The sequence below is a fragment of the Mesorhizobium sp. URHB0026 genome, from assembly GCF_054059755.1.
Genome location: NZ_JBSSCN010000002.1, coordinates 18,385 through 38,437 on the forward strand (window position 1 = coordinate 18,385; position 20,053 = coordinate 38,437).

The window sequence follows — 20,053 nt, forward strand, 5'->3', positions numbered from 1 at the left end:
CGCAACCCACGGATCTGGAACCACCAAAGGTGGCTGCCGTTATCTCTTTCTCGAAATTGGTCATGGGGGGGTCAAGTGGACAGAGACGATGCGTCATCAATTGCTTCTGGAGTCAGCGGTCTCGATTACATCCTTCGTGGCGGCTATGCCAAAAACCGATCCCATCTTATCGAGGGAAAACCAGGTTCTGGGAAAACTACGCTTGGCCTCCAGTTCCTGATCGAGGGCGCCAAGAACGGCGAGACATGCCTCTACATCACTTTGTCAGAAAGCAAGCGCGAACTGCTCTCAGTTGCCGGCCGTCACGGCTGGGATCTGAAAGGCCTGCAAATTCTTGAACTTGTGCCTCCGGAGCTCAGTCTCGACCCCGCTCAGCTCCAGACATTGGTCCATTCCTCTGAACTGGAACTCGGGGAAACCGTACAGTCTGCCCTGGCTGAGATCGGACGCATCAAACCGGATCGCGTGGTGTTCGATTCGCTCTCCGAAATCCGGCTTTTGTCACAAGGTTCGCTGCGCTACCGGCGTCAGGTGTTGGCACTGAAGAGCTTTTTCATGCTCAACAATGTGACGGTACTTATGCTCGATGACCTGACGGCCGAGCAGGACGACCTCAATTTGCATTCGATCAGCCACGGCGTCATTCGGATGGAGCAGCTGTCGCCCATCTATGGTGGAGAGCGCCGGCGGCTGCGGGTGATCAAGATGCGCGGCGTCCAGATCCGGGGCGGCTTTCACGATTTCGTCATTCGCCCAGGCGGCGTTACCGCCTTTCCGCGGCTGGTTTCAGCCGAGCATGAGATGGCCGAACATAGTTCCCCGGCCACAAGCAACAACCAGATCGACATTCTGCTTGGCGGCGGCTTGGAACGTGGGACCAGCACGTTGCTGATGGGGCCGTCCGGCGTTGGCAAGTCTACCATTGCCTGCACCTACTGCCATGCCGCACTCACGCGCGGCGAGCGTGTACTGGTGCTGTTGTTTGACGAGACGAAGCGCATTTTCCTGGCGCGCGCCGCAGGGCTCGGTATGAGTCTGGTGCCATTTGCCGATGAGGGCATGCTGATGCTGGAGTCGGTCAATCCGGCCGAGCTTTCGCCAGGCGAATTGTCTTCTCGCATTCAAGCGGCTGTGGAAGGTTCCAATACCAGGATCGTCGTGATCGACAGCCTCACCGGCTACCTTAATGCCATGTCGGAAGAACAGCATTTGGTGCTGCAGATGCACGAGATCCTCACCTATCTCAACCAGAAGGCTGTAGTGACCATCCTGCTTCTGGCCAATCACGGCCTGTATGGTCAAATGGCCGCACCGGTCGATATGACCTATCTGTGCGATTCCATCATGCTGTTGCGTTTCTTCGAAAACGCCGGCCGGTTGAGACGCGCCATTTCAGTTGTCAAGAAACGCGTCGGCCCGCACGAAGAGACAATTCGCGAGTTTAAGATCAGCGCTGCCGGAGTGGCGGTTGGTGAGCCACTGGAACAATTCCGTGGCATTCTGATGGGATCTCCAGAATTTGAGGGCAAGCAGGGCGATCTTCTGAGAGACAAGGCATGGTGATGTCGTCCAGCCCCGCAGTGCTCGTGCTGGCGCCACTCGGCCGCGATGCGAAAATCGCGGCCTCCATACTGGCGACGAACCAAATTGCCTCGCATGTCTGCGACAACTTGGAGGAAACCCTACCTCTTTTGGATGACGCACAGTGTCTTGTCGTGGCAGAGGAAGCCCTGATCAGTTCCGATCGAAGCCGGTTTGCAGCCTGGCTTGAAAACCAGCCGGCATGGTCGGATTTTCCCATCGTGCTTCTGACCATGCGGGGGGCCGAGGTTGATAGGCGGCTCGCATTTCTGGACCATTATCTGATCGTGCTTGAACGGCCATTCCTGGCCTCAAGCCTTGCCAACTCGGTGCGTTCCGCCCTGCGCGCCCGCGCCCGCCAGCGGGAGGTCCAATCCTACATCGAACAGAAGCAGGAAGTGGCCGATCGGCAGAAATTGCTCATCCGCGAGCTGCATCACCGCGTCAAAAACACCCTGGCCAACGTGCGCGCCATGATGGGCGCTACGGTCAGGTCGAGCGGCAACGTCGAAGATTTCGTGCGAGATTTTTCAGCCAGGCTCGTTTCGCTGGCCGACACCCATTCGATGCTCACCGACGATTATTGGCAGACTGCATCCCTGCATAAACTGCTAGAAAACGAACTTGGCCACTACGAGACGCGCGACAGGCCGCGTATCTTTCTGGAAGGACCGAACGTCGCGCTTGTCGCTGACATCGCAATCCCCGTTGGGATGGCCGTCCATGAATTGGCCTCTAATTCGTCGAAGTTCGGGGCGTTGTCGCGGCCTATAGGCCGCCTGGATGTCCGTTGGTCGGTCGGAACGTCCGGTGACACGCAGGTCGTCAATCTTACCTGGCGGGAACGGGATGGGCCCGAGGTTGAGCAGCCCAAGCGTCGCGGTTTTGGCACTACACTTCTGGAAAGGGTTGTTGCCGTGCAGTGTAACGCCAAGGTCGAATTAAATTACCATCGTGACGGCTTGCAGTTCACCATGGCCCTGCCGCTTCGCAACACGCGCCTTGTGCCGGCGTACTGATCGCAACTCGCAAAAGCCTCATCTACTCGGAAGAAAAGAGTTGTCAGACGTCTATCGACATCAAGAAGGTGAAGCGGGTTTCCCCAGCGTCAGAGACGACGTCAATACGCCCGCCATGGGCCTTGGCAATCTCGCTGGCGATGTATAGTCCAAGGCCTAAACCTTGTTTGCTGGTTATCCCTTCGCCCCGGTAAAACGGCTGGAACAAAGTGTCCATCGCTGCAGGCGAGATTGGAGGGCCGCTGTTGGCGACACTGACCATGAGTTGGCCGTCTCGCGTCGCTACCGCTATGCGAACAGGCTCAAGCGGGTCGCCATGAGTTATAGCATTGCCCAGAAGATTGGAGAATAGCTGCGCGATACGCGCGTGGTCGACAGCGACGGGAACGTCGATGTCGAGGTGCACGTCAAGTATCCGCTCCGGCACGACGGCGTGAATTTCGTCAATCGCTTGCTGAAGGGTGGGCTCAAGCAACTTGCTGGCGTCAAGGTTGACAGCCATCCCGCCACCCAACCGGCCGCGTGCGAAATCCAGCAAGTTGTTGATCAAACCGCCCATCCGCAACGTACTGCCTTGGATGAGACGCGCCACCGTGGCGATGCGTTCGCCGGGCTGCTCCCGCAACACCAGCCTTACGCCTGCGTCGATCGCGGCCAGCGGATTGCGCAGATCGTGGCCGAGTACGGCAATGAACTGCTCGCGCAATTCTCCCTGTTCGCGCTCAGCGACCCATCGTTCAGTCAGGTCGCGATTCCTGGCGTCTGCGGCCGCTCGCGCTTCAGCCAGTTCCCTCTCATAGCGCCGACGCTCGGCGGCCGGGAATATCGTTACCCTCGTGAAGAGCAGATCGCCGTTCGGCGCCCGTCTTTCGCTGGCATTGACCAGCACCGGCAGCTTTTCGCCAGCCGCGGTCATGACATCCAAGGCCACTTCGTTGAAGAACCCTTGCATTCGCAGAAGCGGCGCGAAGTGGGTTTCGTAGAATATGCGTCCTCCAACGTTGAGAAGGTCGCGAAGCCGTCGCCCGACGAGCTCATCCTTGGAAAATCCGGTCCACCGGCAAAACGTCTGATTGACCTTGACGATCAGGCCTTCTGACGAAAGCGAAAAATATCCACACGGCGCGTTTTCGTAAAGGTCCTCGAGATCCTCTGCCGGCGCATTGGGTTCGCCAGCATCAGACAAAGGAACGGATGGCCCTGACGACTTCATCTGGCGCGCTGAGGTTGGGACAATGTCCACTTGCTTTCAAATAAACGATCCGGCTGCCGGGGATGTGCTCATGCACATACTCGCCAACCCGCTCCGAGGCAATTATGTCGTCGGCGCATTGCAGTATCAGAGTATCCGCAACAACCTTCGGCAAGTCCGAGCGGTTGTCGGACATGAACGTAGCGCGGGCGAACTGGCGGGCAATCTCCGGATCTGTGCGGCAGAACGAATTGGTCAACTCGGCGCCCAACTCAGGCCGGTCCGGATTGCCCATGATCGCCGGCGCCATGGCCGCCGACCAACCCATATGATTATCCGACAACCCTTCCAGAAGCTCCTCGATCTGTTGCGACGTAAACCCGCCGAAGTAGCCTTGGTCATCGATGTATCGTGGCGATGGACCAACAAGCACCAGCTTGCTGAACATTCCAGGCGCTCTTTGCGACGCCAGAACACCGATCATCGCGCTGACCGAGTGGCCGACAAAAATGGCATCTCTCCAGCCGAGTTCGCGGCCCATCTCGACCACGTCGTCGGCGTAACCATCGAGCGATGCATACTTTGCGGGATCATAAGCCGACAGATCTGAACCGCCTGCGCCCACATGATCGAAAAGGACAGTTTTGAAGTCCTTCTCGAAGGCAGGGGCAACGAAGCGCCACATGTTCTGATCGCAGCCGAAGCCGTGCGAAAAGACGATCGACGTGGTCCCGCTGCCGGCTTGGCGCACGTTGTTTTTCTTCAAGCTGGACGCCAGCATTGATCTCTGCTCGTTAAATAGCTTCGGGAGGAGGCCGCAGTATCGGATGAGGTTAGCACCGTCTACATCAAATGATAGCTGTTTTGCCGCGCTAAGGAGCACCCGGCAGGCCCCGGCGCGTCCGGGGAGCCAAAGCGATATGGGCGATGCGCCATAAGTGGCGCTCGGCCACAACGCGTTTTCGACAATTACGGAGCTGGCCAGGTTGCGCTCCTTCGTCGTCATCTCGCCGCTTAAGTTCCCGGTGTTGACCGCCGTAGGAAGCACTTGCGCGGCGAGGAAGACTTGCGGCGCTTGGGTGGTGGATTTCCGGGAGGAGAAGGGCTGAGGTCTATTTAAATCCAGCAGGCGGAACCTTGCGAGCCTCGAAACCTTCTTCCTGTGAGCTAGGGAGGAAACAATGGCAAATCTGGGAAGACTGGCTGTCGCGATGCTTGGTATTCTGGCTTACCAAAATCGCGACAAGATCGGAGACTTGATCCGCAGCGCTGGAAATCGCGATGCAAACAACCCACAAGGCGGGCTCATGGATCAGCTGTCCAAGGGCGTCTCCGGGACCGCGTTTGGGGACATCCTCGACCGCTTCAGAAATGCAGGAGCGGGATCAAAGGTCGATTCGTGGGTTAGTACCGGACCCAACGAACCGATCGAGCCCAAAGACGTGGAGACAGCAATTGACGAGGACACTCTCACTTCGCTTTCGATGCAAACTGGTTTGTCGCGCGATGAGTTGATTGCCAGGATCACGAAAGACTTGCCCGACGCGGTCGACCAGCTGACGCCAAGAGGCGAACTGCCAGCAGCGACCGATGAGATTGCGCTCCTCGATCAGGTTCCGCCACGCACGCCGGACCGGTAGATAGGGATTAGATCGATCCTGAAAATGGCCGCGATCGCTAAGGCCGTGAGCGATGACCTTTGCCTGAACGTACTGTGCCTAGCTTCAGCAAAGGCTTGCTCATCGTGGCGGCTGTCCTAATCGTAGCCATCGCGCTCTGCTACTATCTCGGATCGTCTAGCGGCATCCAGCCGGCGTGCTGCCTCGTGCGTTCGCTTTGATGTCCACCCCTAGGATGCGGCCAGGGTCTGCTCAACGTCGGTTATAGGCGCATTACCGCCCGGCAGCATTGGGGTCGACAGTGGAACGTCGGCTTTCGGGATGACGGGGCGAGAAAGCCGACCTTAGCATCCTGGGTAGAGCCGACCGCTTTGCGCCAGAAGCGGGACGCTCGCCACGGCGACAACGACCCCTATAGGCGATCGACGCGACGGGCGCTAAGGGCCATACCTGACTCTATGTTCCCTTCACAATTCTCGGTTTAGCCGGTCGGCGGGATTGCGCCTCATTCTCGAGGGCCAAGGCCAACCGCTTCTCGTCTTCGATGGCGCGATCGACTGCCTCAATTTCCTCTTGGAGCGCCTTCAATTCGGCTCCGTAGCTGGCGCCATCGCTGTCCCCGATCTGAAAGCCACTTGCCCGCATTGCGTCACGAGTATGGTGCACGTTGCGGACTCCTTCGCGTCGAGTCGCGACCAGGATTTCCCTGAACTCTCCAAGACGTTCAACGTGATTACGAGTCATTGCGTTCTCCTATTTCGTCGTCATCGTCGCCGACGGCGATTCAAAACGGCTAAACTTACGGCGCAGACGGTTTAAGTGATTACAGGGGTACCCTCGACAAAGCATGAGTGAGGAAGCTCAAATTTGAACGTTTTGCAATAACGTGGAGCGCGGCAGGCGGACATTGGCTTGGGAGGAGCGCACAGCGACGTTGGTCTCAATGCTCGATAAGAGGCGGTGAGTTCAACTTGTCATCGCAACACCCTCTGCAACCTATCGGCCGGGGTCTTGAAGTCCAGGGTTTTTCGAGGTCGCTGATTAAGCTTCCGAGCGACGGCGTCGAGTTGATCCTGCGAGACGAGGGATAGGTTGGTGGTTCTTGGGAAGTACTGTCTGAGCAGGCCGTTGGTGTTCTCGTTGCTGCCTCGTTGCCAGGGACTGCGCGGATCGCAGAAGTAGACCTGGAGATCGGTTGCGACGGTGAAGCTCTTATGACGAGCCATCTCCTTGCCTTGGTCCCAGGTCAAGGAGCGCCGCAACTCCTCGGGCAATGAGCCGATCTTCTGCGCGAGAGCGGCCACCACGGTCGCCGAGTCCCTTCTCGCCAACTTCACAAGCATCGTGAACCGGCTGTGCCGTTCGACGAGGGTGACGATGTTGGTGTCGTTTGCGCCGTGACGTGACCATGCAACATCTCCTCATCCTCTCAGATTAAAGGTGTTGCGACGATCGGTTGAACCCACCGGCGCATTGCTGCCATTCGCAACGCGGACAATGAAAAAGGTCATCGTTGGGTCGAACTCCGTCTTTCGGAGCGGTTTGGGTTTTGGGCGAGAGCAACGGCAATCAGGGTCCTGAACGTGAACGGCGGCGCGCGCTCTCAAAGCCACTACACCTCCGCAAGGGACAAACCCCGGCCGAGGCGCCCTACGATGGCACTTTGCCTGTGTTTCCTGAGCCTCGCAGGTGTGGCCTTAAGTCGCAAACTATTGGCCTCAGAAGCGGGGCGCCGGGCTTCATTGACAGCGCGACAAGCACCATATGGTGATCCAAAGCCCTCCAGAACGAGAGAAGCTCGCGCGACGTCGCACTGCGGTCGTCAGCCAGCAATGGCTATGAACTAAAGGAACCTGGAAACCATCATGCCTGAAAATATCAGACTAACGTCGAGAGACGTCCCCCTCATTCAGCTCGGCGTATATCAGTGCCGCTTCCCGGTGAGCGAAGACCCGTCAGTACCTGGCGGCTACCGTTTTTGTGCCGGGCCAACTTCGCCTGATCGCGTCTACTGCGATCACCACCAGAGCATCGTGACTGCCGTCGACCCTCGTCGAGCCCGCTCGGGTCTCCATTTGCCCCAACGGCGCGCCGCGTAGATTACGTTTTGAGCCCTCCGCGCGCTGGCAGTCGGCGTCACCTCGTCGCTATGATGTTGTCCTCAAAACTTTTTTGCAATTCGGCAACCCCATTTCAGTCAACGAAGCGCGTCCTGTCAGACTTGAGGACGACGGCGGCGAACTCGGGCATTTCCAGACCTTGGCGCACCTTGACATCAAGATCCTGCTCGGCCGCCTTGATGGCGGCGAGCCGCGTCAACACGGTCTGAGCCTCCAGGCGGGGCACCACGGCGATACCGTCGCGGTCGCCAACCAGGATGTCCCCCGGCGAGATGGTCACTCCTCCGAGCACCACCGGAAATCCGACGGTGCCTGGACCGTTGCGCGCCGGCGAGTTGGCGATGACGCCAGCACAGTAAACCGGCAACCCGACCGCCTCGATCCCGACAACATCGCGGACGAGGCCGTCCGTGATAAAGCCGGCGACCCCCTTGTTGCGCGCCATGCCAAGCACGAGATCGCCAGTGACCGCCGCACCGGCAAAGCTGTCGGTGGCCGCGACGATGACATCGCCCCTTGCGGCGGCATCCAGGGCTCCAAACAGCGCGAGATTGTCTGAGGGGCCGCAGTGACAGGTCACGGCGACGCCGGCCAGCATCGCATTACCTGGCGATAGCGGCTTGATCGTATGGTGCAAGGCCCCGCGCCCGCCCATAGCGTCTACGACCTGGCTAACGGACACGCCGGAAAAGGCATTGATGGTTTCTGCTGCAGGCCGTTCGAAACGGCGCTTGATGGTGAGCAGCGGCGGGTCTTCAATCATGTGGCAGCCTCGTAGCTTGAACGAACGAAAGACAGTCTGGACCGAGATCGCTAAGGCTCCGTGCCCCCATCAGCCCCATGACCCGGTCGATCTCCTTGCGGTAGAGTTCGAGCACGTGTCGCACCCCATCTTCGCCGGCGACCGAGAGCCCCCATAGCTGTGGCCGGCCGATCAGACAGCAGGACGCTCCGAGCGCCAACGCCTTGACGACGTCGGAGCCCCTCCTAACGCCGCCGTCAATCAGTACAGGTATGCGGCCATCGACAGCCGCGACCACCGCAGGCAGCGCGTCGAGCGACGCGACGGCGCCGTCGAGCTGGCGTCCCCCGTGATTGGACACGATGATGCCGTCGATTCCGCGCGCCACGGCCTCCGTGGCTTCTCCGGGATGCAGGATGCCCTTCAGCAACAACGGTCCGGACCAAACGGTGCGCAGCCAGTCGATGTCGGCCCAGGACAGCCCAGGGTCGAGCAGTGCGGCCATGCTGCCCGCCAACGCTCCGACCGTCGCCGAATCGCCGGGACGCACGTAATTGCCGAAGGTCAGTTTCGGAAGCCGGGTGCGCATGCGCAGCAGCCACGCCGCCTTGGCGGCGGCCGCCAGCGTCCCTGCCACACCGAAGCGCGGCGGGATGGAAAACCCGTTGCGGATGTCGCGTTCCCGGTTTCCGAGCATCTGGTTGTCGATGGTGAGCACCAGCGCGCCGTATCCTGAGGCACTCGCCCGATCCACCATTTCCCGGGTGAAGCCGCGATCGGTGTAGACGAACACCTGCATCCATCGCGGGCTGGTCCCGGTGGCTGCTATGTCCTCCAGTGTGCAGGCCGAGCCGTGACTGGCGCAGTAGAAGGTGCCGGCGGCTGCCGCTGCTCGGGCTGCCGCGCACTCGCCGTCGGGCCAGAACAGACCGGCCAGGCCAGTTGGCGCGATACCGAGCGGGATGGCGAGCTTTGCGCCGAAGAGATCAAGGGAGAGATCCCGTGTCGCTGCACCGTTGAGGGGCCGCGGCAGGATAGCAACGTCGTTGAACGCCTGTTCGTTGCGGCGCAGCGTTCGCTCATCCTCGGAGCCGCCGTCGGCGAAGTCGAACACCGGGCGCGGCAAAATCCGCCGCGCTGCGTCGCGGACCGCGGCCACGCTGTACAGGCGCTTCACCGCTGCCGTCGAAGCAGGCGATTCTGCAACGCCGGCACCGCCGTTGGCCCGAGGGCTTATGTTCGAGATAATCGAGGAACTACTCACGTTTCTTACCGCCGATGCGACCGTAATGCGTCGGTCCTCCGCCCCCCGGAACACGCACACAGCAGAGCGTGCCCTCGAAGGAGGGGGCGCTGCCGGTCGCCAACACGCCGGCATTTGTCACCCAAAGCATCTCGCCGGAGAAGACGCAGTTGGTCGTTGCCTTGCCGCAGATGAAGAAACCTTCCGCTGTGCCGTCGGGCTTCAGCACATGAATGCCGTTGGCGGCAATATCTGTGACATAAAGGCGGCCATCGGCTCCGACCTTCAGTCCGTCAGGGATCGGATTGGCCCCAGGCAACCGGCCAAGGTCTTCGACGGAGCCATCCGGACGCTGCCGCTTGACGTGCCCAGTGTAGGACTCGCCCCAAACGATAGAGTCATCGGCCTCGATCGCTACTCCATTTGGGAAGGTCGGCTCGTCGAAGCCGAGAGCAAGGTAGGCACTGCCATCCGGGTTGACGGCAAAGATGTAGCTGGGGTCCGGATTCCCAGGGTTGTATGTGCCGGGATCGCTGAAGATAAGCCGGCCATCAGCACCAAATACGAGATCGTTTGGACCATTGAGCCGAATGCCGGCAACTTCGGTCAACAGAATCTCCGGCCTTCCGCCTTCGGCAACCCGCTGGATCGAGGGCGACGTCATCTCCGCAGCCCTCCAAGGTCCGGTCGTGCCACCATTCTGACAGACATAGAGCAGGCCATCCGAACCGAGAACGCATGCATTCGGCGCTCCCGCAACATACGCGAACTGCCGAGCAGTTCCGTCATGATCTATGGCCGTCAACTGGCTGCGATAGCTTTCGACTATGACCACGCGACCATCACGGAGCACCGTCGGACCCTCGGGCCAGCCGAGGCCAGTCGCGACAACCTCGACTGCGAGCTTTTCAACCTCCTTCATGGTGCGATCTCCAAACCTGGCAGCCTATCAAGATTTGTCGGGTCTAATCCAGCCGTCTACGCGTTCGTTGAATACATTGTGCGGCGATTGCAGGCATCGACGCATGGCCGCCTTGGGGCGCGAAGTCGATAGGAGCGTCGGCACCAGCAATGTCCGCTTCTAAAAGCCGGACGGTGGTGCGGGAATGGCGGACATCAGGCGCAAAGCCGCTGGGCCGAGCATGAAGCGATGACGACCCCACGCGACTCACGCGAGGTCGTCCTCTTTCAGATTTCAGTTCCCTCGGCCAGTGTCAGTGCATCCTCGACGTGGACGCCGAGATACCGGACGGTGTTCTCAATCTTGGTGTGGCCCAGCAGAATTTGAATTGCTCGGAGATTCCCGGTGGCCTTATAGATAATGGAGGCCTTGGTACGACGAAGCGAGTGGGTGCCACAATCCTCACGGCGAAGGCCAACCGCCGAAACCCATTCATCGACCAGGCGCGCATACTGCCTGGTACTCAAATGGCCAGCATGATCGACCCGACTGGGAAAGGCAAAATCGTCGACCGTTCCACCTCTACGTTCGAGCCATGCGAGTAGGCTTGCTCGCGCGTCCGCCATCAGTTCGAATTGAACTGGCCTCCCAGTCTTCTGCTGCACAACCATGGCCCGGGTCCGAATCTCAGCGCCACTCACTAGCGCGCCAATCTTGAGCTTCACCAAGTCGCAACCACGCAACTTGCTATCGATCGCAAGGTCGAACAGCGCTCGGTCTCGTGATCGACCTTCGCGGTCGAGAAAGAACCGGATTTCCCAAATCTGACGAACCTTCAGAGGTCGTTTGACGCCTACTCTCTTGCCTGCATTCCAAGCGGAATGGCCGCCTTGTCCGACGAGGTCATACTGCGAATGTCCCATATCGTTTCTCCTCAGGCCACTATTGGCCAGAGCACAAACGTTCAGGAGATTGTGGGGTCGAGAGCGGTCGGTCGGTTTTTTGCGTTCCGATTGGCGAAAGTCGCCCTTCGGGTCACCATGACGACGTTTCAGATACCCCATTTAGATGGACCCGTTGCCATCCGTTGGTTTAACGGGCTTAGGTTATACTGGTCCGAAGGTGAGCAGCGCATGCCTGAGCAGTTTGCAATCGGGGTCATCGGCTACGTTCTCGCGGTAAACTTGCTGGCGTACGCCATCATGGCGTTCGATAAGGCTATGGCCAAGAACGGTTCCCAACGCATTTCAGAGTCGACGCTTCTTACACTCGCCATCATTGGCGGCAGCATCGGAACTGTGATCGCGCAAAAAACGATCCGGCACAAGACGCGCAAGGAGCCGTTCCGCTCCAGGCTCGCTCGCATCCTCCTGCTCCAAGTCCTCGTGGCAATCACGATTGAAGTGGGATTGCTCTTTCCGGGATCGCGCGAAACGCTCTCGCAATTCCTCGCATTCTGAGGCGAATTCGGGGCCGTCTGCTGACTGTCCGGTTCTGGCCGAAAAACCGAGTGAGCCGACGTTCGGCCATCGACCCATTGCGGCCATTCGAGGCACTGCGGCAGGTTCCTGAAAGTTGACGTTCGCTTCATCTCGCTGACAGTTGGGGCTTTAGTGGACCATGTCCGCCAATCGAGCTTATGGTGTGTGGCTCAACGACTTCGACTGCGCTCCGTGAAGGCGACGAACTCACATGAGTTTCGCGGCGAGGAATTCGATGAAGCGTTGGGTTTTGGCTGGAATGAGGCGGGTTTCAGTGACCGCATAGATGCTGACAGGCGTGCCCTGCCATTCGGGCAGGATGTGGCGAAGGCGGCCCGATGCCAAATCTTCTGCGGCAATTTTCTCAGGCAATAAGGCTATGCCGCTGTGATTGACCGCCAGGGTGCGGATCATGCCAATGCTGTTGAGCGTGAAGTGGCCCCGGACGCTGACATCCGCCCTTATGTCCCGCCTGTGCAAAGTCCATGTCGGTACGCGCAGGATGCAAATGCATTCGTGCTCGGCCAGTTCTGCCGGCGTCATCGGCTCGCCTCGCGCTTCGATATAGGAATCCGAGGCATAAAGGTGGCGCGAATGCCGCCCGATCAGGCGTGCGATCAGGCTGGAATCTTCCAGGTTGCCCATGCGGATCGCCACATCGAACGGCTCGGTGACCAGGTCAACACGCCGAGGCGTCAGGTCGAACTCGAATGTGATGCCAGGATAATGCCGGGCGAAATCAACGATGATCGGCGTGAGGTAGAGCGTCGCGAAATCGACCGGCAGTGAAACCCGCAGCACGCCCGTCGGCTGCTCCAGCATTTCTCCGAGCTGCTCATGCGCAAGCCGGGCCTCGTCAACGATGCGCTTGCTGCGCTCATAATAGATTTGGCCGGCCTCGGTGAGCTCGATCTTGCGCGTCGTGCGATGCAGCAATCGCAGGCCGATTGCCTTTTCCAAGCCGCTGATGCGCCGGGACAGCGTCGAGTTCGGCATATCTAGAACCTCTGCCGCCTTGCGGAAGCTTTTGACCCTGGCGACCTCCACGAACAGCGCCATGTCATGGAGATGGCTCACCCGATTGCTCCATTTATGGAAATGTGATTTCGATTTTGCCAGATTTATCCTGCATTTGGAATGGTCGATAAGGAGCTCCAACGAATGGAGACTTCTCATGAACCAACTTTTCACCTCAGCATCTATCGGCCCCTACACCCTTCCCAACCGCCTGGTCATGGCCCCCATGACCCGCAGCCGCGCCGCTTTCGACGGCACGCCCGGCGAATTGGCAGCCGAGTACTACGCCCAGCGCGCGGGCCTTGGCCTGATCGTCACCGAGGGCACCCAGCCTTCTGAAGATGGCCAGGGCTATCTCAGCACCCCCGGCATTCACACCCCGGCTCATGTCGCCGGCTGGCAGAAGGTCACCACCGCCGTGCACGACAAGGGCGGCCGCATCTTTATCCAGCTCATGCACACCGGCCGCATGTCGCATCCCGACAATACGCCGCATCATCGCCAGGCCCTTGCGCCCTCCGCCATCAAGCCGGGCACCGGCATGTTCACGCCCACCGGCATGCAGGACATTCCCACCCCGCGCGCACTCACCATCCCCGAAGTGCAGCAGACCGTAGCCGATTTCCGCAGCGCAGCCCGCCTCGCGATCGAAGCCGGCGCCGATGGCGTCGAAATCCACGGTGCCAACGCCTACCTCATCCAGCAGTTCTTCGCGCCAAGCGCCAATAGCCGCACCGACGCCTATGGCGGCTCCATCCACAATCGCGCCCGCTTCGGCATCGAGGTCCCCACTGCGATTGCCCAGGAGATTGGCGCCGATCGCACTGCGATCCGCCTGTCTCCGGGCATCAGCATGTGGGGCATCGACGAAGGCGTGGACGGCCCCGAAATGTACCGTTTCCTCGTGGCAGAGCTGAACAAGCTGGGTCTGGCCTATCTGCATCTCATGGACCAGGGCAACCAGGCCTTGCTGGCCGACATCCGCAAAGTTTGGTCGGGCACCTTGATCCTCAACCGCCCCGGCCGGGCGCGGGAACAGATCGGCGCCGACGTCGCCTCCGGCGTCGCCGATCTTGAGGCCTATGGCCAGATGGTTCTTGCCAATCCGGACTTCGTGGAACGCCTCAAGTCCAATGCCGCGCTGAATGCGGCCGTGCAGGCCACCTATTACGGCGGCACCGCACTTGGCTACACTGACTATCCCACGCTCGACGCCTGATCCCAGCAGTCCAATTGAAAGCCCCCGGCGCGGGGGTTTTCAGGACCCATGGCCCATAGCAAGGAAAAATCTCGTGACCCTCGAACACCCTCAGCCGCTTGGCCCTGGCCGGGCCCTGCGCCTACAAGCCTATGGCGGCGCCGATAGCTTGAAAGTCGATACGGTTCCCGTCCCCGAACCGGGGCCGGACCAGGTCCTGGTCCAGGTCAAGGCGGCCGGCGTCAACGGCATGGATTGGAAAGTTCGCGAAGGCTATCTGCGCGAGCGGTTTAATCTGACCTTGCCCGCCACAATCGGCATCGAAATGTCGGGCGTCGTGCTCAAGCTCGGCACCAATGTCAAAGGACTGAGCGTGGGTGAGCGGGTCATGGCCGCGCTCGGCGGCCTGGGCGCCTATGCCGACCATTTGGTGATCAACGCCGAAAAGCTCGTCAAGACACCGGCCACCCTGTCCGACATCGACGCGGCAGCCGTGCCGGTGGCAGCGATGACGGCATGGCAGGTGCTCCAGGTCCCCGAATTCGATCTGCGGGGCAAACGGGTGCTCATCCACGGCGCGGCCGGTGGCGTCGGCAGCTTCGCCGTTCAATTCGCCAAGACAGCCGGCGCGACCGTCTATGCCACCGCCTCGACCAGGAGCGTGGCCCATGTACAATCCCTCGGCGCCGACGAGGTGATCGATTACCAACAGCAGAGCTTCGAGCTGATATTGAGCGACATCGATTTCGTCGTCGATCTGGCGGGTGGCGCGGTGGTGGACAAGTCCTGGGCGATCCTGTCGCCCAATGGCATCCTGGTGAGCATCGCCACAACCGACGTGGTTGCCCGCACGCCGCAAGGCCGCCGCAGCGTCTGGTTCTCGGTCAAGCCCGACGCGGCTGGGCTCGCCACCATTGCCCAACAAATCGCCGATGGCTCGCTGCGATCAATGATTGGCGAGGTCGTTTCCTTCGAGGATCTGCCTCAGGCCATAGAGCGCAACCGCACCGGTCACGCCCCCGGAAAGACGGTGGCAGACTTCACCCGCTGATTTTTGGCTGCTGTCACAGGCGCGGCTGAAGCGTGTATGATCGGCAGAAGACTTGCAGCGGCTTCACAGGCAACGGCAGGGCAGATGACGAACAAGAATGAACAGGCCAAAGAAATCGTCGAGCGGTTATCACCCTGGGCAAACGTCACGACAAAACCGCTGTTCGGCGCCGTCGCTTTCTATCGAGGGGAGCACGTCTTCGCCATGCTGTGGCAGGGCGCCGTTTATTTCAAGGTAGACGAAACCACGCGGACAGACTTCGACGCCGCCGGCTCGCAGCCTTCGAGTATCAAAGCCGAGGCAAACCGCAAGCCCTCAAGTCCTACATGGAGGCACCCGCAGATGTTTTGGAAGATGACGAGACACTTAGTCAGTGGGCCGAAAAGGCGTATCGGGCCGCGATAAAAAGTCGTCGCTGACGGCGATCTCAACCCTCGACGTCCGCACCCCTTTGAACGGATTTTCCCTCGAAGCTTCCTGTTTTGATATCATCCCATGATCGCTCCGCAGAACACTGAATGGCAGTTGTCTCGTTGAAGTGGCACAACCCGTTGCCTAGCCTTCAGCTAGGGCGTTCCGCTGGCCGCTTTTCTTGAACGCTGGCCGAAAGCGGACAGGCAACTTCCCACCCCACGATGGTCGTAGCAACCCGGCATTCCGTGTACCAAGAGCGGCCATCCACGCTGCATCGGATGGCCGCTCAACATCAGATTTCGGTTCGCTCAGCCAAGAGCAGCGCGTCCTCCACGTCGACGCCAAGGTAGCGCACCGTGTTCTCGATCTTAGAGTGACCAAGCAGGATCTGGATGGCGCGGATGTTTCCCGTCGCCCTGTAGATCATCGATGCCTTCGTGCGTCGGAGCGAGTGGGTGCCGTACTCCTCTGGACGCAGACCGATCGCAGTCACCCATTCGTCGACCAAGCGCGCGTACTGCCTTGTGCTCATGTGGCGTGACTGATCGACTCGGCTCGGAAACGCATAGTCCTCGACCGAGCCTCCACGTCGTTCGAGCCAAGTAAGAAGGCTGGCTCTCACATCGCTTGTGATCTCGAACTGGACGGGACGACCGGTCTTCTGCTGAACGACGATCGCACGAGTTCTTATCTCCGGTCCCGCAACCACATCGCGAATCCTGATCTTGACCAGATCGCAGCCGCGAAGCTTGCTGTCGATCGCCAGATCGAACAGGGCTCTGTCCCGGATGCGTCTCTCCCGATCAAGGAAGAAGCGAATTGCCCAGATCTGCTTCTGGGTGAACGGACGTTTGGTGCCGACCTTCTTGCCGGCATTCCATGCTGCGTGCTCGCGACTGGCATCATCGAATTGAGAATGGCCCATGTGAGTTCTCCTCGGCCTTGATTGGCCGAGAGAGAAACGTCGCGAGACACTACCGCTGAGGGGCCGTGTATGGACGGCTCTCCGTTGGCAAGGGATTCTTTGAGCTTTGCCTTTGCTGGTTGGTGCGGCCATGTATCCGACCTGTAGGTGCGGCCTATCATGTGCCGCTGGCCATAATGCCATTCGCGCGTCTCAGGTCCCGATCGTAAGCTCGCACTCGAGGTGCACGGCCCCAGTGGGTTTTCCTGATCCGGCGGTATCAACCGGCTTTGTGCATTAGCTCCTGTCCGCCCTTTCCAACCTCGTCAGCGATCGCTCGCCTTATCTTGTTCTATGCGATGACCGGCTCCCTGTAGCGCTCGCCATTCGTCATCAGTGCCCAGACCATCCGGGCGGTCTTGTTGGCCAACGCAACCGCCGCAACCTTGGCTGTTCGCCGCGCCATCAACTGCACGAGCCATGGCCTCCTGGTACCGTTGCGCTCGGCATAGCGGATGACCGCCATCGCACCCACCACGAGCAACTGCCGCAAGTAGCGATTGCCGGCCTTGGAGATACTGCCGAGCCTCTCCTTCCCCCCGCTCGAGTGCTGCTTCGGCACGAGTCCGATCCATGCCGATAGACAGCGCCCCGACTTGAACGCATGCGCATCGGCGACCGTAGCCACGAATGCACTTGCCAGCAGCGGGCCGACGCCTGGGATTTCCATCAACCTGCGACCAAGCTCGGTCTCACGCGCATTCGCCCGAACCCTACGATCGTTTTCGAGGATCTGTTTCTTCACGACCCTGAGCTGCGCCTCAAGCATGCGAAGGCATAGCCGCGCGTCAGCTGGTATCCTGGTCTCGTTCTCGTCGTTGACGACCACGAGCAGTTGCTCAATCCCATTCCGCCCGATCGGCGCTACGATCCCGAACTCGGATAGGTGTGCCCGCAACGCGTTCGATATCTGCGTGCGCTGGCGGTTGAGCATCAACCGGACCCGGTGCAGCATCATCACACTTTGCTGCTCGGGTGATTTCACAGGCACGAAGCGCATGGTCGGCCGAGTGACCGCCTCGCAGATCGCCTCTGCATCTGCGGCATCATTCTTCTGCCGCTTCAGATAAGGCTTCACATATTGTGCCGGCAGTAACCTCACATCGTGACCACGTGCGATTAGCTCGCGAGCCCAATAATGCGACGAGCTGCAGGCTTCGATACCGACCAGGCAACGTGGCAGGCTCTCGAAGAATGCCATCACGCGCCCACGCGTCAGCTTCCTGCGAACGACAACCTCACTCGCCGCATCCACCCCGTGGATTTGAAACACTGACTTCGCAATATCCAGACCAATCGTCGTAACGTTGCCCATCATAGATCTCCTCCAGCTTCTGGCCCCACGATCATACCGCAGGGCGGGAGGAGAGCCGTCCACCGCATCAAGAGCGGACGTTCTGCTTTCGGGATTATCGAGCCAGAGACAGACCTTCATGCACGCTAGTGTGGTTCTTAGTGCGGCAGCACACGGACCCCTCGTAGGCAACTCCCGGCTGCGACGAAAGATCAGAGGTCTTGTAAGGACTAGGGTGAGATATCTCTCGCTAATGAAAGCATCTCAATCCGTTCGATCCGAGACGCTATTGCTTCGCCCGCCGCAGCGGAATGTGTTTCGTAGACGTACACAAATCGCGTTGATGGTGTCCGCCATTGTCCTGCGATCATCGTCGTCAAGGTGGCTGTCCAGATGGGCAAGCATCGCGATTTGGCTAAATGGCTCCGTGAAAATACGCGAGTGCTGTAGAGCGCTCGATGTATGGCCGCTCAAACCTGACCAATGCAGCAAGCGAGCCGTCGCCTTCCTATTCGGAGTATGCCCTTGGGCCAGGAGGATCAGCGTCGACGCCTCAACTCCCGAAAGATCAGCGACCTGCTTCCAGTTCAGCGATCTATCCGATTTCGTTCGACACAACTTCTGCAAAAGCACTTTTGCGCCAATCTCAGGATGCGTCATCGGATTTGCCGTGCTCCTGGCGTTCCACAAAGCTCAGCGGTCACGTGTCCAGCCGATCCTGTAGACGCATCCCGTCTGCCTACCTTCGACACTTTTGACGTAAGCCAACACAACTTCACTGGTTGCAACGGCCTTCACCCCAGTGAAGTAGGGGCCGTAGAGAGCAGCGGAGGCCTCGAGCATGGTCGGGCTTACCAGATTGATCCTCCGATCTTCGCGAAGCTCAATCGCGGCACTCCGGACGAAGCCTTCGAGCGCCCCGTTGACCATCGCTGAGGACGTCCCGAGCGCTATCGGGTCGTCGTTCGTTGGGCCGGAGGTCAATGTGAACGACCCTTCCCGGCGCAGGCAACGCAATCCGAGCCTGACGAGGTCCACCTGCCCCATAAGCTTACTGTTCAAGCCGATGGCGTATTCCTCGACGGTAAAATCCGAAAGCTGCGCAAAATGGACCATGCCAGCAGTGCAGATCAGTGCATCGAATTCGCCAATCCGGCTGAACATCTGACTGATGGACGAGTGAACGTCGATATCGACCTGGAAATCGCCGTTGCTTCGGCTGACACGGACCACCTCATGGCGCTTGGAGAGCTCAGCTGACACGGCCTTGCCGATCACTCCGCTTGCACCGACATGGATGATTCTCATGGGATCCTCCGCTCTGAGCGCTGCCTATGCGCTTAACGGCTCAAGCGAATGGCGAAGTTGCGCTTCCTGTTCCGGGGAGAGCCTTTTCAACGGTCGGCGAACATTGCCGGTTCCGAAGCCGCGCAACTGCGATGCTCGAAGCACGGACGGCGTATAGGGAGCTCGCCAGATAAAAAGAAGTGACGGCAGCATCCGTTGCCAAAGAGCCAAAGCTTTCTCAAATTCCTTGGCGGCAACGAGGTTATAGAGCTCGACCGCCTCCGTCGGCATGTAATTTGCGGCGCCCCAAATCACGCCCCGGGCACCTGCCATCAACGCGTAGATCGTGGTGGTGTCAGCGCCGTTGAGCACGCTATGTTTGGTCTGAAGGTACTCCTGATGCACCGTGAGGTCGCCAGCGCTGTCCTTTATGTAGTTGAAATTGTGAAGACCGCTAAGCCGATCGAAGAGGCGGGGCGATACTGAGATGCCGGTCGCTTGTGGAATGTTGTATCCGACAATATCGACATGGACCGCAGCATCAATGTCCTTGTAAAAATTGAATAACCCGTCGTCGTCCGAGGGGCCTTCCAGGTAAGGAGGCAGGACCATGATAGCATCTGCGCCGATCGACTCCGCATGGCGAGACCGTCGGATGACCTCGTCCACATTCAGGGCAGAGGTCTGGCAGATGACATTGCACCTTCCGTCAATCTGCTTGGCCCCCGCTTCGTAAAGACGGTTGCATTCCGATTCCGTCAGGTATGGATGCTGTCCGGTGCCGGCGCCGAGCACCAAGCCATGGACGCCTGCTGCGAGGTAGGTTTCGATCAGTTCGGAGAAGATGTTGTAGTCGATCGCCCCGCTTTCGTCGAAAGGGGTCTGCATTGCGAGATTGATGCCCTTAAGGTCCGCCATGTTGCTCTCTCT

19 protein-coding genes and 2 pseudogenes are annotated in these 20,053 nt (G+C 59.6%); 8 read left to right on the forward strand and 13 right to left on the reverse strand.

Features of this window, described 5'->3' with window-relative positions; all coding sequences use genetic code 11:
- Nucleotides 1–75 precede the first annotated feature (75 nt).
- Nucleotides 76–1,563, forward strand: coding sequence for an ATPase domain-containing protein (locus tag ACVWWD_RS28670; protein WP_352551238.1), 1,488 nt, complete (start codon nt 76–78; stop codon nt 1,561–1,563).
- A complete protein-coding gene (locus ACVWWD_RS28675; protein ID WP_352551252.1) occupies nt 1,563–2,600 on the forward strand; it encodes a sensor histidine kinase in 1,038 nt (345 codons plus the stop codon). Before ACVWWD_RS28670 ends, ACVWWD_RS28675 begins: the two co-directional genes overlap by 1 nt.
- 43 nt (nt 2,601–2,643) lie before the next feature.
- Here the strand turns inward: ACVWWD_RS28675 and ACVWWD_RS28680 are convergent, their stop codons facing one another.
- Nucleotides 2,644–3,813, reverse strand: coding sequence for a PAS domain-containing sensor histidine kinase (locus ACVWWD_RS28680; RefSeq protein ID WP_457103663.1), 1,170 nt, complete (start codon nt 3,811–3,813; stop codon nt 2,644–2,646).
- Entirely contained in the window at nt 3,779–4,573 is a 795-nt protein-coding gene (locus tag ACVWWD_RS28685; RefSeq protein WP_352551242.1) for an alpha/beta fold hydrolase, read from the reverse strand. Before ACVWWD_RS28685 ends, ACVWWD_RS28680 begins: the two co-directional genes overlap by 35 nt.
- Nucleotides 4,574–4,973: 400 nt before the next feature.
- On the opposite strand from ACVWWD_RS28685, the gene ACVWWD_RS28690 reads away from it, so the two are divergent.
- Nucleotides 4,974–5,432, forward strand: a complete 459-nt coding sequence (locus ACVWWD_RS28690) for a YidB family protein (protein ID WP_352551244.1) — start codon at nt 4,974–4,976, stop codon at nt 5,430–5,432.
- Between the two features lie 435 nt (nt 5,433–5,867).
- Here the strand turns inward: ACVWWD_RS28690 and ACVWWD_RS28695 are convergent, their stop codons facing one another.
- Complete coding sequence (locus tag ACVWWD_RS28695) at nt 5,868–6,155, reverse strand: hypothetical protein (RefSeq protein WP_352550154.1); 288 nt, start codon at nt 6,153–6,155, stop codon at nt 5,868–5,870.
- 230 nt (nt 6,156–6,385) lie between these two features.
- A pseudogene (locus ACVWWD_RS28700) lies at nt 6,386–6,790 on the reverse strand (IS30 family transposase); the annotation flags it as partial.
- A 486-nt stretch (nt 6,791–7,276) separates the two neighbouring features.
- Between ACVWWD_RS28700 and ACVWWD_RS28705 the strand changes: the two are divergent.
- Nucleotides 7,277–7,510 (forward strand): GcrA family cell cycle regulator, encoded by a 234-nt coding sequence (locus ACVWWD_RS28705; RefSeq protein WP_352550155.1) that lies wholly within the window; start codon nt 7,277–7,279, stop codon nt 7,508–7,510.
- A 94-nt stretch (nt 7,511–7,604) separates the two neighbouring features.
- On the opposite strand, the gene ACVWWD_RS28710 is transcribed toward ACVWWD_RS28705, so the two are convergent.
- From ACVWWD_RS28710 to ACVWWD_RS28725, 4 genes are all read right to left on the reverse strand, one after another.
- Nucleotides 7,605–8,294, reverse strand: a complete 690-nt coding sequence (locus ACVWWD_RS28710) for an RraA family protein (protein ID WP_352550156.1) — start codon at nt 8,292–8,294, stop codon at nt 7,605–7,607.
- A complete protein-coding gene (locus tag ACVWWD_RS28715) occupies nt 8,287–9,432 on the reverse strand; it encodes an alpha-hydroxy acid oxidase (RefSeq protein WP_457103664.1) in 1,146 nt (381 codons plus the stop codon). The genes ACVWWD_RS28710 and ACVWWD_RS28715 overlap by 8 nt, the downstream gene beginning before the upstream one ends.
- Nucleotides 9,433–9,529: 97 nt before the next feature.
- Nucleotides 9,530–10,438 (reverse strand): SMP-30/gluconolactonase/LRE family protein, encoded by a 909-nt coding sequence (locus ACVWWD_RS28720; protein ID WP_352550158.1) that lies wholly within the window; start codon nt 10,436–10,438, stop codon nt 9,530–9,532.
- Between the two features lie 266 nt (nt 10,439–10,704).
- Complete coding sequence (locus tag ACVWWD_RS28725) at nt 10,705–11,340, reverse strand: tyrosine-type recombinase/integrase (RefSeq protein ID WP_352732981.1); 636 nt, start codon at nt 11,338–11,340, stop codon at nt 10,705–10,707.
- 210 nt (nt 11,341–11,550) lie between these two features.
- Between ACVWWD_RS28725 and ACVWWD_RS28730 the strand changes: the two genes are divergently transcribed.
- Nucleotides 11,551–11,877: a DUF1294 domain-containing protein gene (locus ACVWWD_RS28730; protein ID WP_352550193.1), complete on the forward strand. Its 327-nt coding sequence runs from the start codon at nt 11,551–11,553 to the stop codon at nt 11,875–11,877.
- A 228-nt stretch (nt 11,878–12,105) separates the two neighbouring features.
- On the opposite strand, the gene ACVWWD_RS28735 is transcribed toward ACVWWD_RS28730, so the two are convergent.
- On the reverse strand, nt 12,106–12,975 hold the full coding sequence (locus ACVWWD_RS28735; RefSeq protein ID WP_457103712.1) for a LysR substrate-binding domain-containing protein: 870 nt from the start codon (nt 12,973–12,975) through the stop codon (nt 12,106–12,108).
- A 97-nt stretch (nt 12,976–13,072) separates the two neighbouring features.
- On the opposite strand from ACVWWD_RS28735, the gene ACVWWD_RS28740 reads away from it, so the two are divergent.
- The 3 genes and pseudogenes from ACVWWD_RS28740 to ACVWWD_RS28750 all read left to right on the forward strand — a co-directional run bounded on the left by ACVWWD_RS28740 (nt 13,073) and on the right by ACVWWD_RS28750 (nt 15,583).
- Nucleotides 13,073–14,134: an alkene reductase gene (locus ACVWWD_RS28740; protein ID WP_352733133.1), complete on the forward strand. Its 1,062-nt coding sequence runs from the start codon at nt 13,073–13,075 to the stop codon at nt 14,132–14,134.
- A gap of 73 nt (nt 14,135–14,207) precedes the next feature.
- Complete coding sequence (locus ACVWWD_RS28745; protein WP_352733136.1) at nt 14,208–15,164, forward strand: NADP-dependent oxidoreductase; 957 nt, start codon at nt 14,208–14,210, stop codon at nt 15,162–15,164.
- 84 nt (nt 15,165–15,248) lie between these two features.
- Nucleotides 15,249–15,583, forward strand: a pseudogene (locus ACVWWD_RS28750) (TfoX/Sxy family protein).
- A gap of 287 nt (nt 15,584–15,870) precedes the next feature.
- On the opposite strand, the gene ACVWWD_RS28755 reads toward ACVWWD_RS28750, so the two are convergent.
- The 4 genes from ACVWWD_RS28755 to ACVWWD_RS28770 all read right to left on the reverse strand — a co-directional run bounded on the left by ACVWWD_RS28755 (nt 15,871) and on the right by ACVWWD_RS28770 (nt 20,041).
- Nucleotides 15,871–16,503 (reverse strand): tyrosine-type recombinase/integrase, encoded by a 633-nt coding sequence (locus ACVWWD_RS28755; RefSeq protein ID WP_352733139.1) that lies wholly within the window; start codon nt 16,501–16,503, stop codon nt 15,871–15,873.
- Nucleotides 16,504–16,834: 331 nt separating this feature from the next.
- A complete protein-coding gene (locus ACVWWD_RS28760) occupies nt 16,835–17,857 on the reverse strand; it encodes an IS110 family RNA-guided transposase (protein WP_352673477.1) in 1,023 nt (340 codons plus the stop codon).
- Nucleotides 17,858–18,529: 672 nt separating this feature from the next.
- Nucleotides 18,530–19,144: a short chain dehydrogenase gene (locus ACVWWD_RS28765; protein WP_352553575.1), complete on the reverse strand. Its 615-nt coding sequence runs from the start codon at nt 19,142–19,144 to the stop codon at nt 18,530–18,532.
- A 24-nt stretch (nt 19,145–19,168) separates the two neighbouring features.
- Complete coding sequence (locus ACVWWD_RS28770) at nt 19,169–20,041, reverse strand: dihydrodipicolinate synthase family protein (protein ID WP_352553573.1); 873 nt, start codon at nt 20,039–20,041, stop codon at nt 19,169–19,171.
- Between the last annotated feature and the right edge of the window lie 12 nt (nt 20,042–20,053).

Bases quoted from the DNA above. Each gene is read 5' to 3' on its own strand.
- ACVWWD_RS28675 (WP_352551252.1), top strand. From the start codon at position 1,563: ATGTCGTCCAGCCCCGCAGTGCTCGTGCTGGCGCCACTCGGCCGCGAT.
- ACVWWD_RS28680 (WP_457103663.1), bottom strand. From the start codon at position 3,813: ATGAAGTCGTCAGGGCCATCCGTTCCTTTGTCTGATGCTGGCGAACCC.
- ACVWWD_RS28685 (WP_352551242.1), bottom strand. From the start codon at position 4,573: ATGCTGGCGTCCAGCTTGAAGAAAAACAACGTGCGCCAAGCCGGCAGC.
- ACVWWD_RS28690 (WP_352551244.1), top strand. From the start codon at position 4,974: ATGGCAAATCTGGGAAGACTGGCTGTCGCGATGCTTGGTATTCTGGCT.
- ACVWWD_RS28695 (WP_352550154.1), bottom strand. From the start codon at position 6,155: ATGACTCGTAATCACGTTGAACGTCTTGGAGAGTTCAGGGAAATCCTG.
- ACVWWD_RS28705 (WP_352550155.1), top strand. From the start codon at position 7,277: ATGCCTGAAAATATCAGACTAACGTCGAGAGACGTCCCCCTCATTCAG.
- ACVWWD_RS28710 (WP_352550156.1), bottom strand. From the start codon at position 8,294: ATGATTGAAGACCCGCCGCTGCTCACCATCAAGCGCCGTTTCGAACGG.
- ACVWWD_RS28720 (WP_352550158.1), bottom strand. From the start codon at position 10,438: ATGAAGGAGGTTGAAAAGCTCGCAGTCGAGGTTGTCGCGACTGGCCTC.
- ACVWWD_RS28725 (WP_352732981.1), bottom strand. From the start codon at position 11,340: ATGGGACATTCGCAGTATGACCTCGTCGGACAAGGCGGCCATTCCGCT.
- ACVWWD_RS28730 (WP_352550193.1), top strand. From the start codon at position 11,551: ATGCCTGAGCAGTTTGCAATCGGGGTCATCGGCTACGTTCTCGCGGTA.
- ACVWWD_RS28740 (WP_352733133.1), top strand. From the start codon at position 13,073: ATGAACCAACTTTTCACCTCAGCATCTATCGGCCCCTACACCCTTCCC.
- ACVWWD_RS28755 (WP_352733139.1), bottom strand. From the start codon at position 16,503: ATGGGCCATTCTCAATTCGATGATGCCAGTCGCGAGCACGCAGCATGG.
- ACVWWD_RS28760 (WP_352673477.1), bottom strand. From the start codon at position 17,857: ATGGGCAACGTTACGACGATTGGTCTGGATATTGCGAAGTCAGTGTTT.
- ACVWWD_RS28765 (WP_352553575.1), bottom strand. From the start codon at position 19,144: ATGAGAATCATCCATGTCGGTGCAAGCGGAGTGATCGGCAAGGCCGTG.
- ACVWWD_RS28770 (WP_352553573.1), bottom strand. From the start codon at position 20,041: ATGGCGGACCTTAAGGGCATCAATCTCGCAATGCAGACCCCTTTCGAC.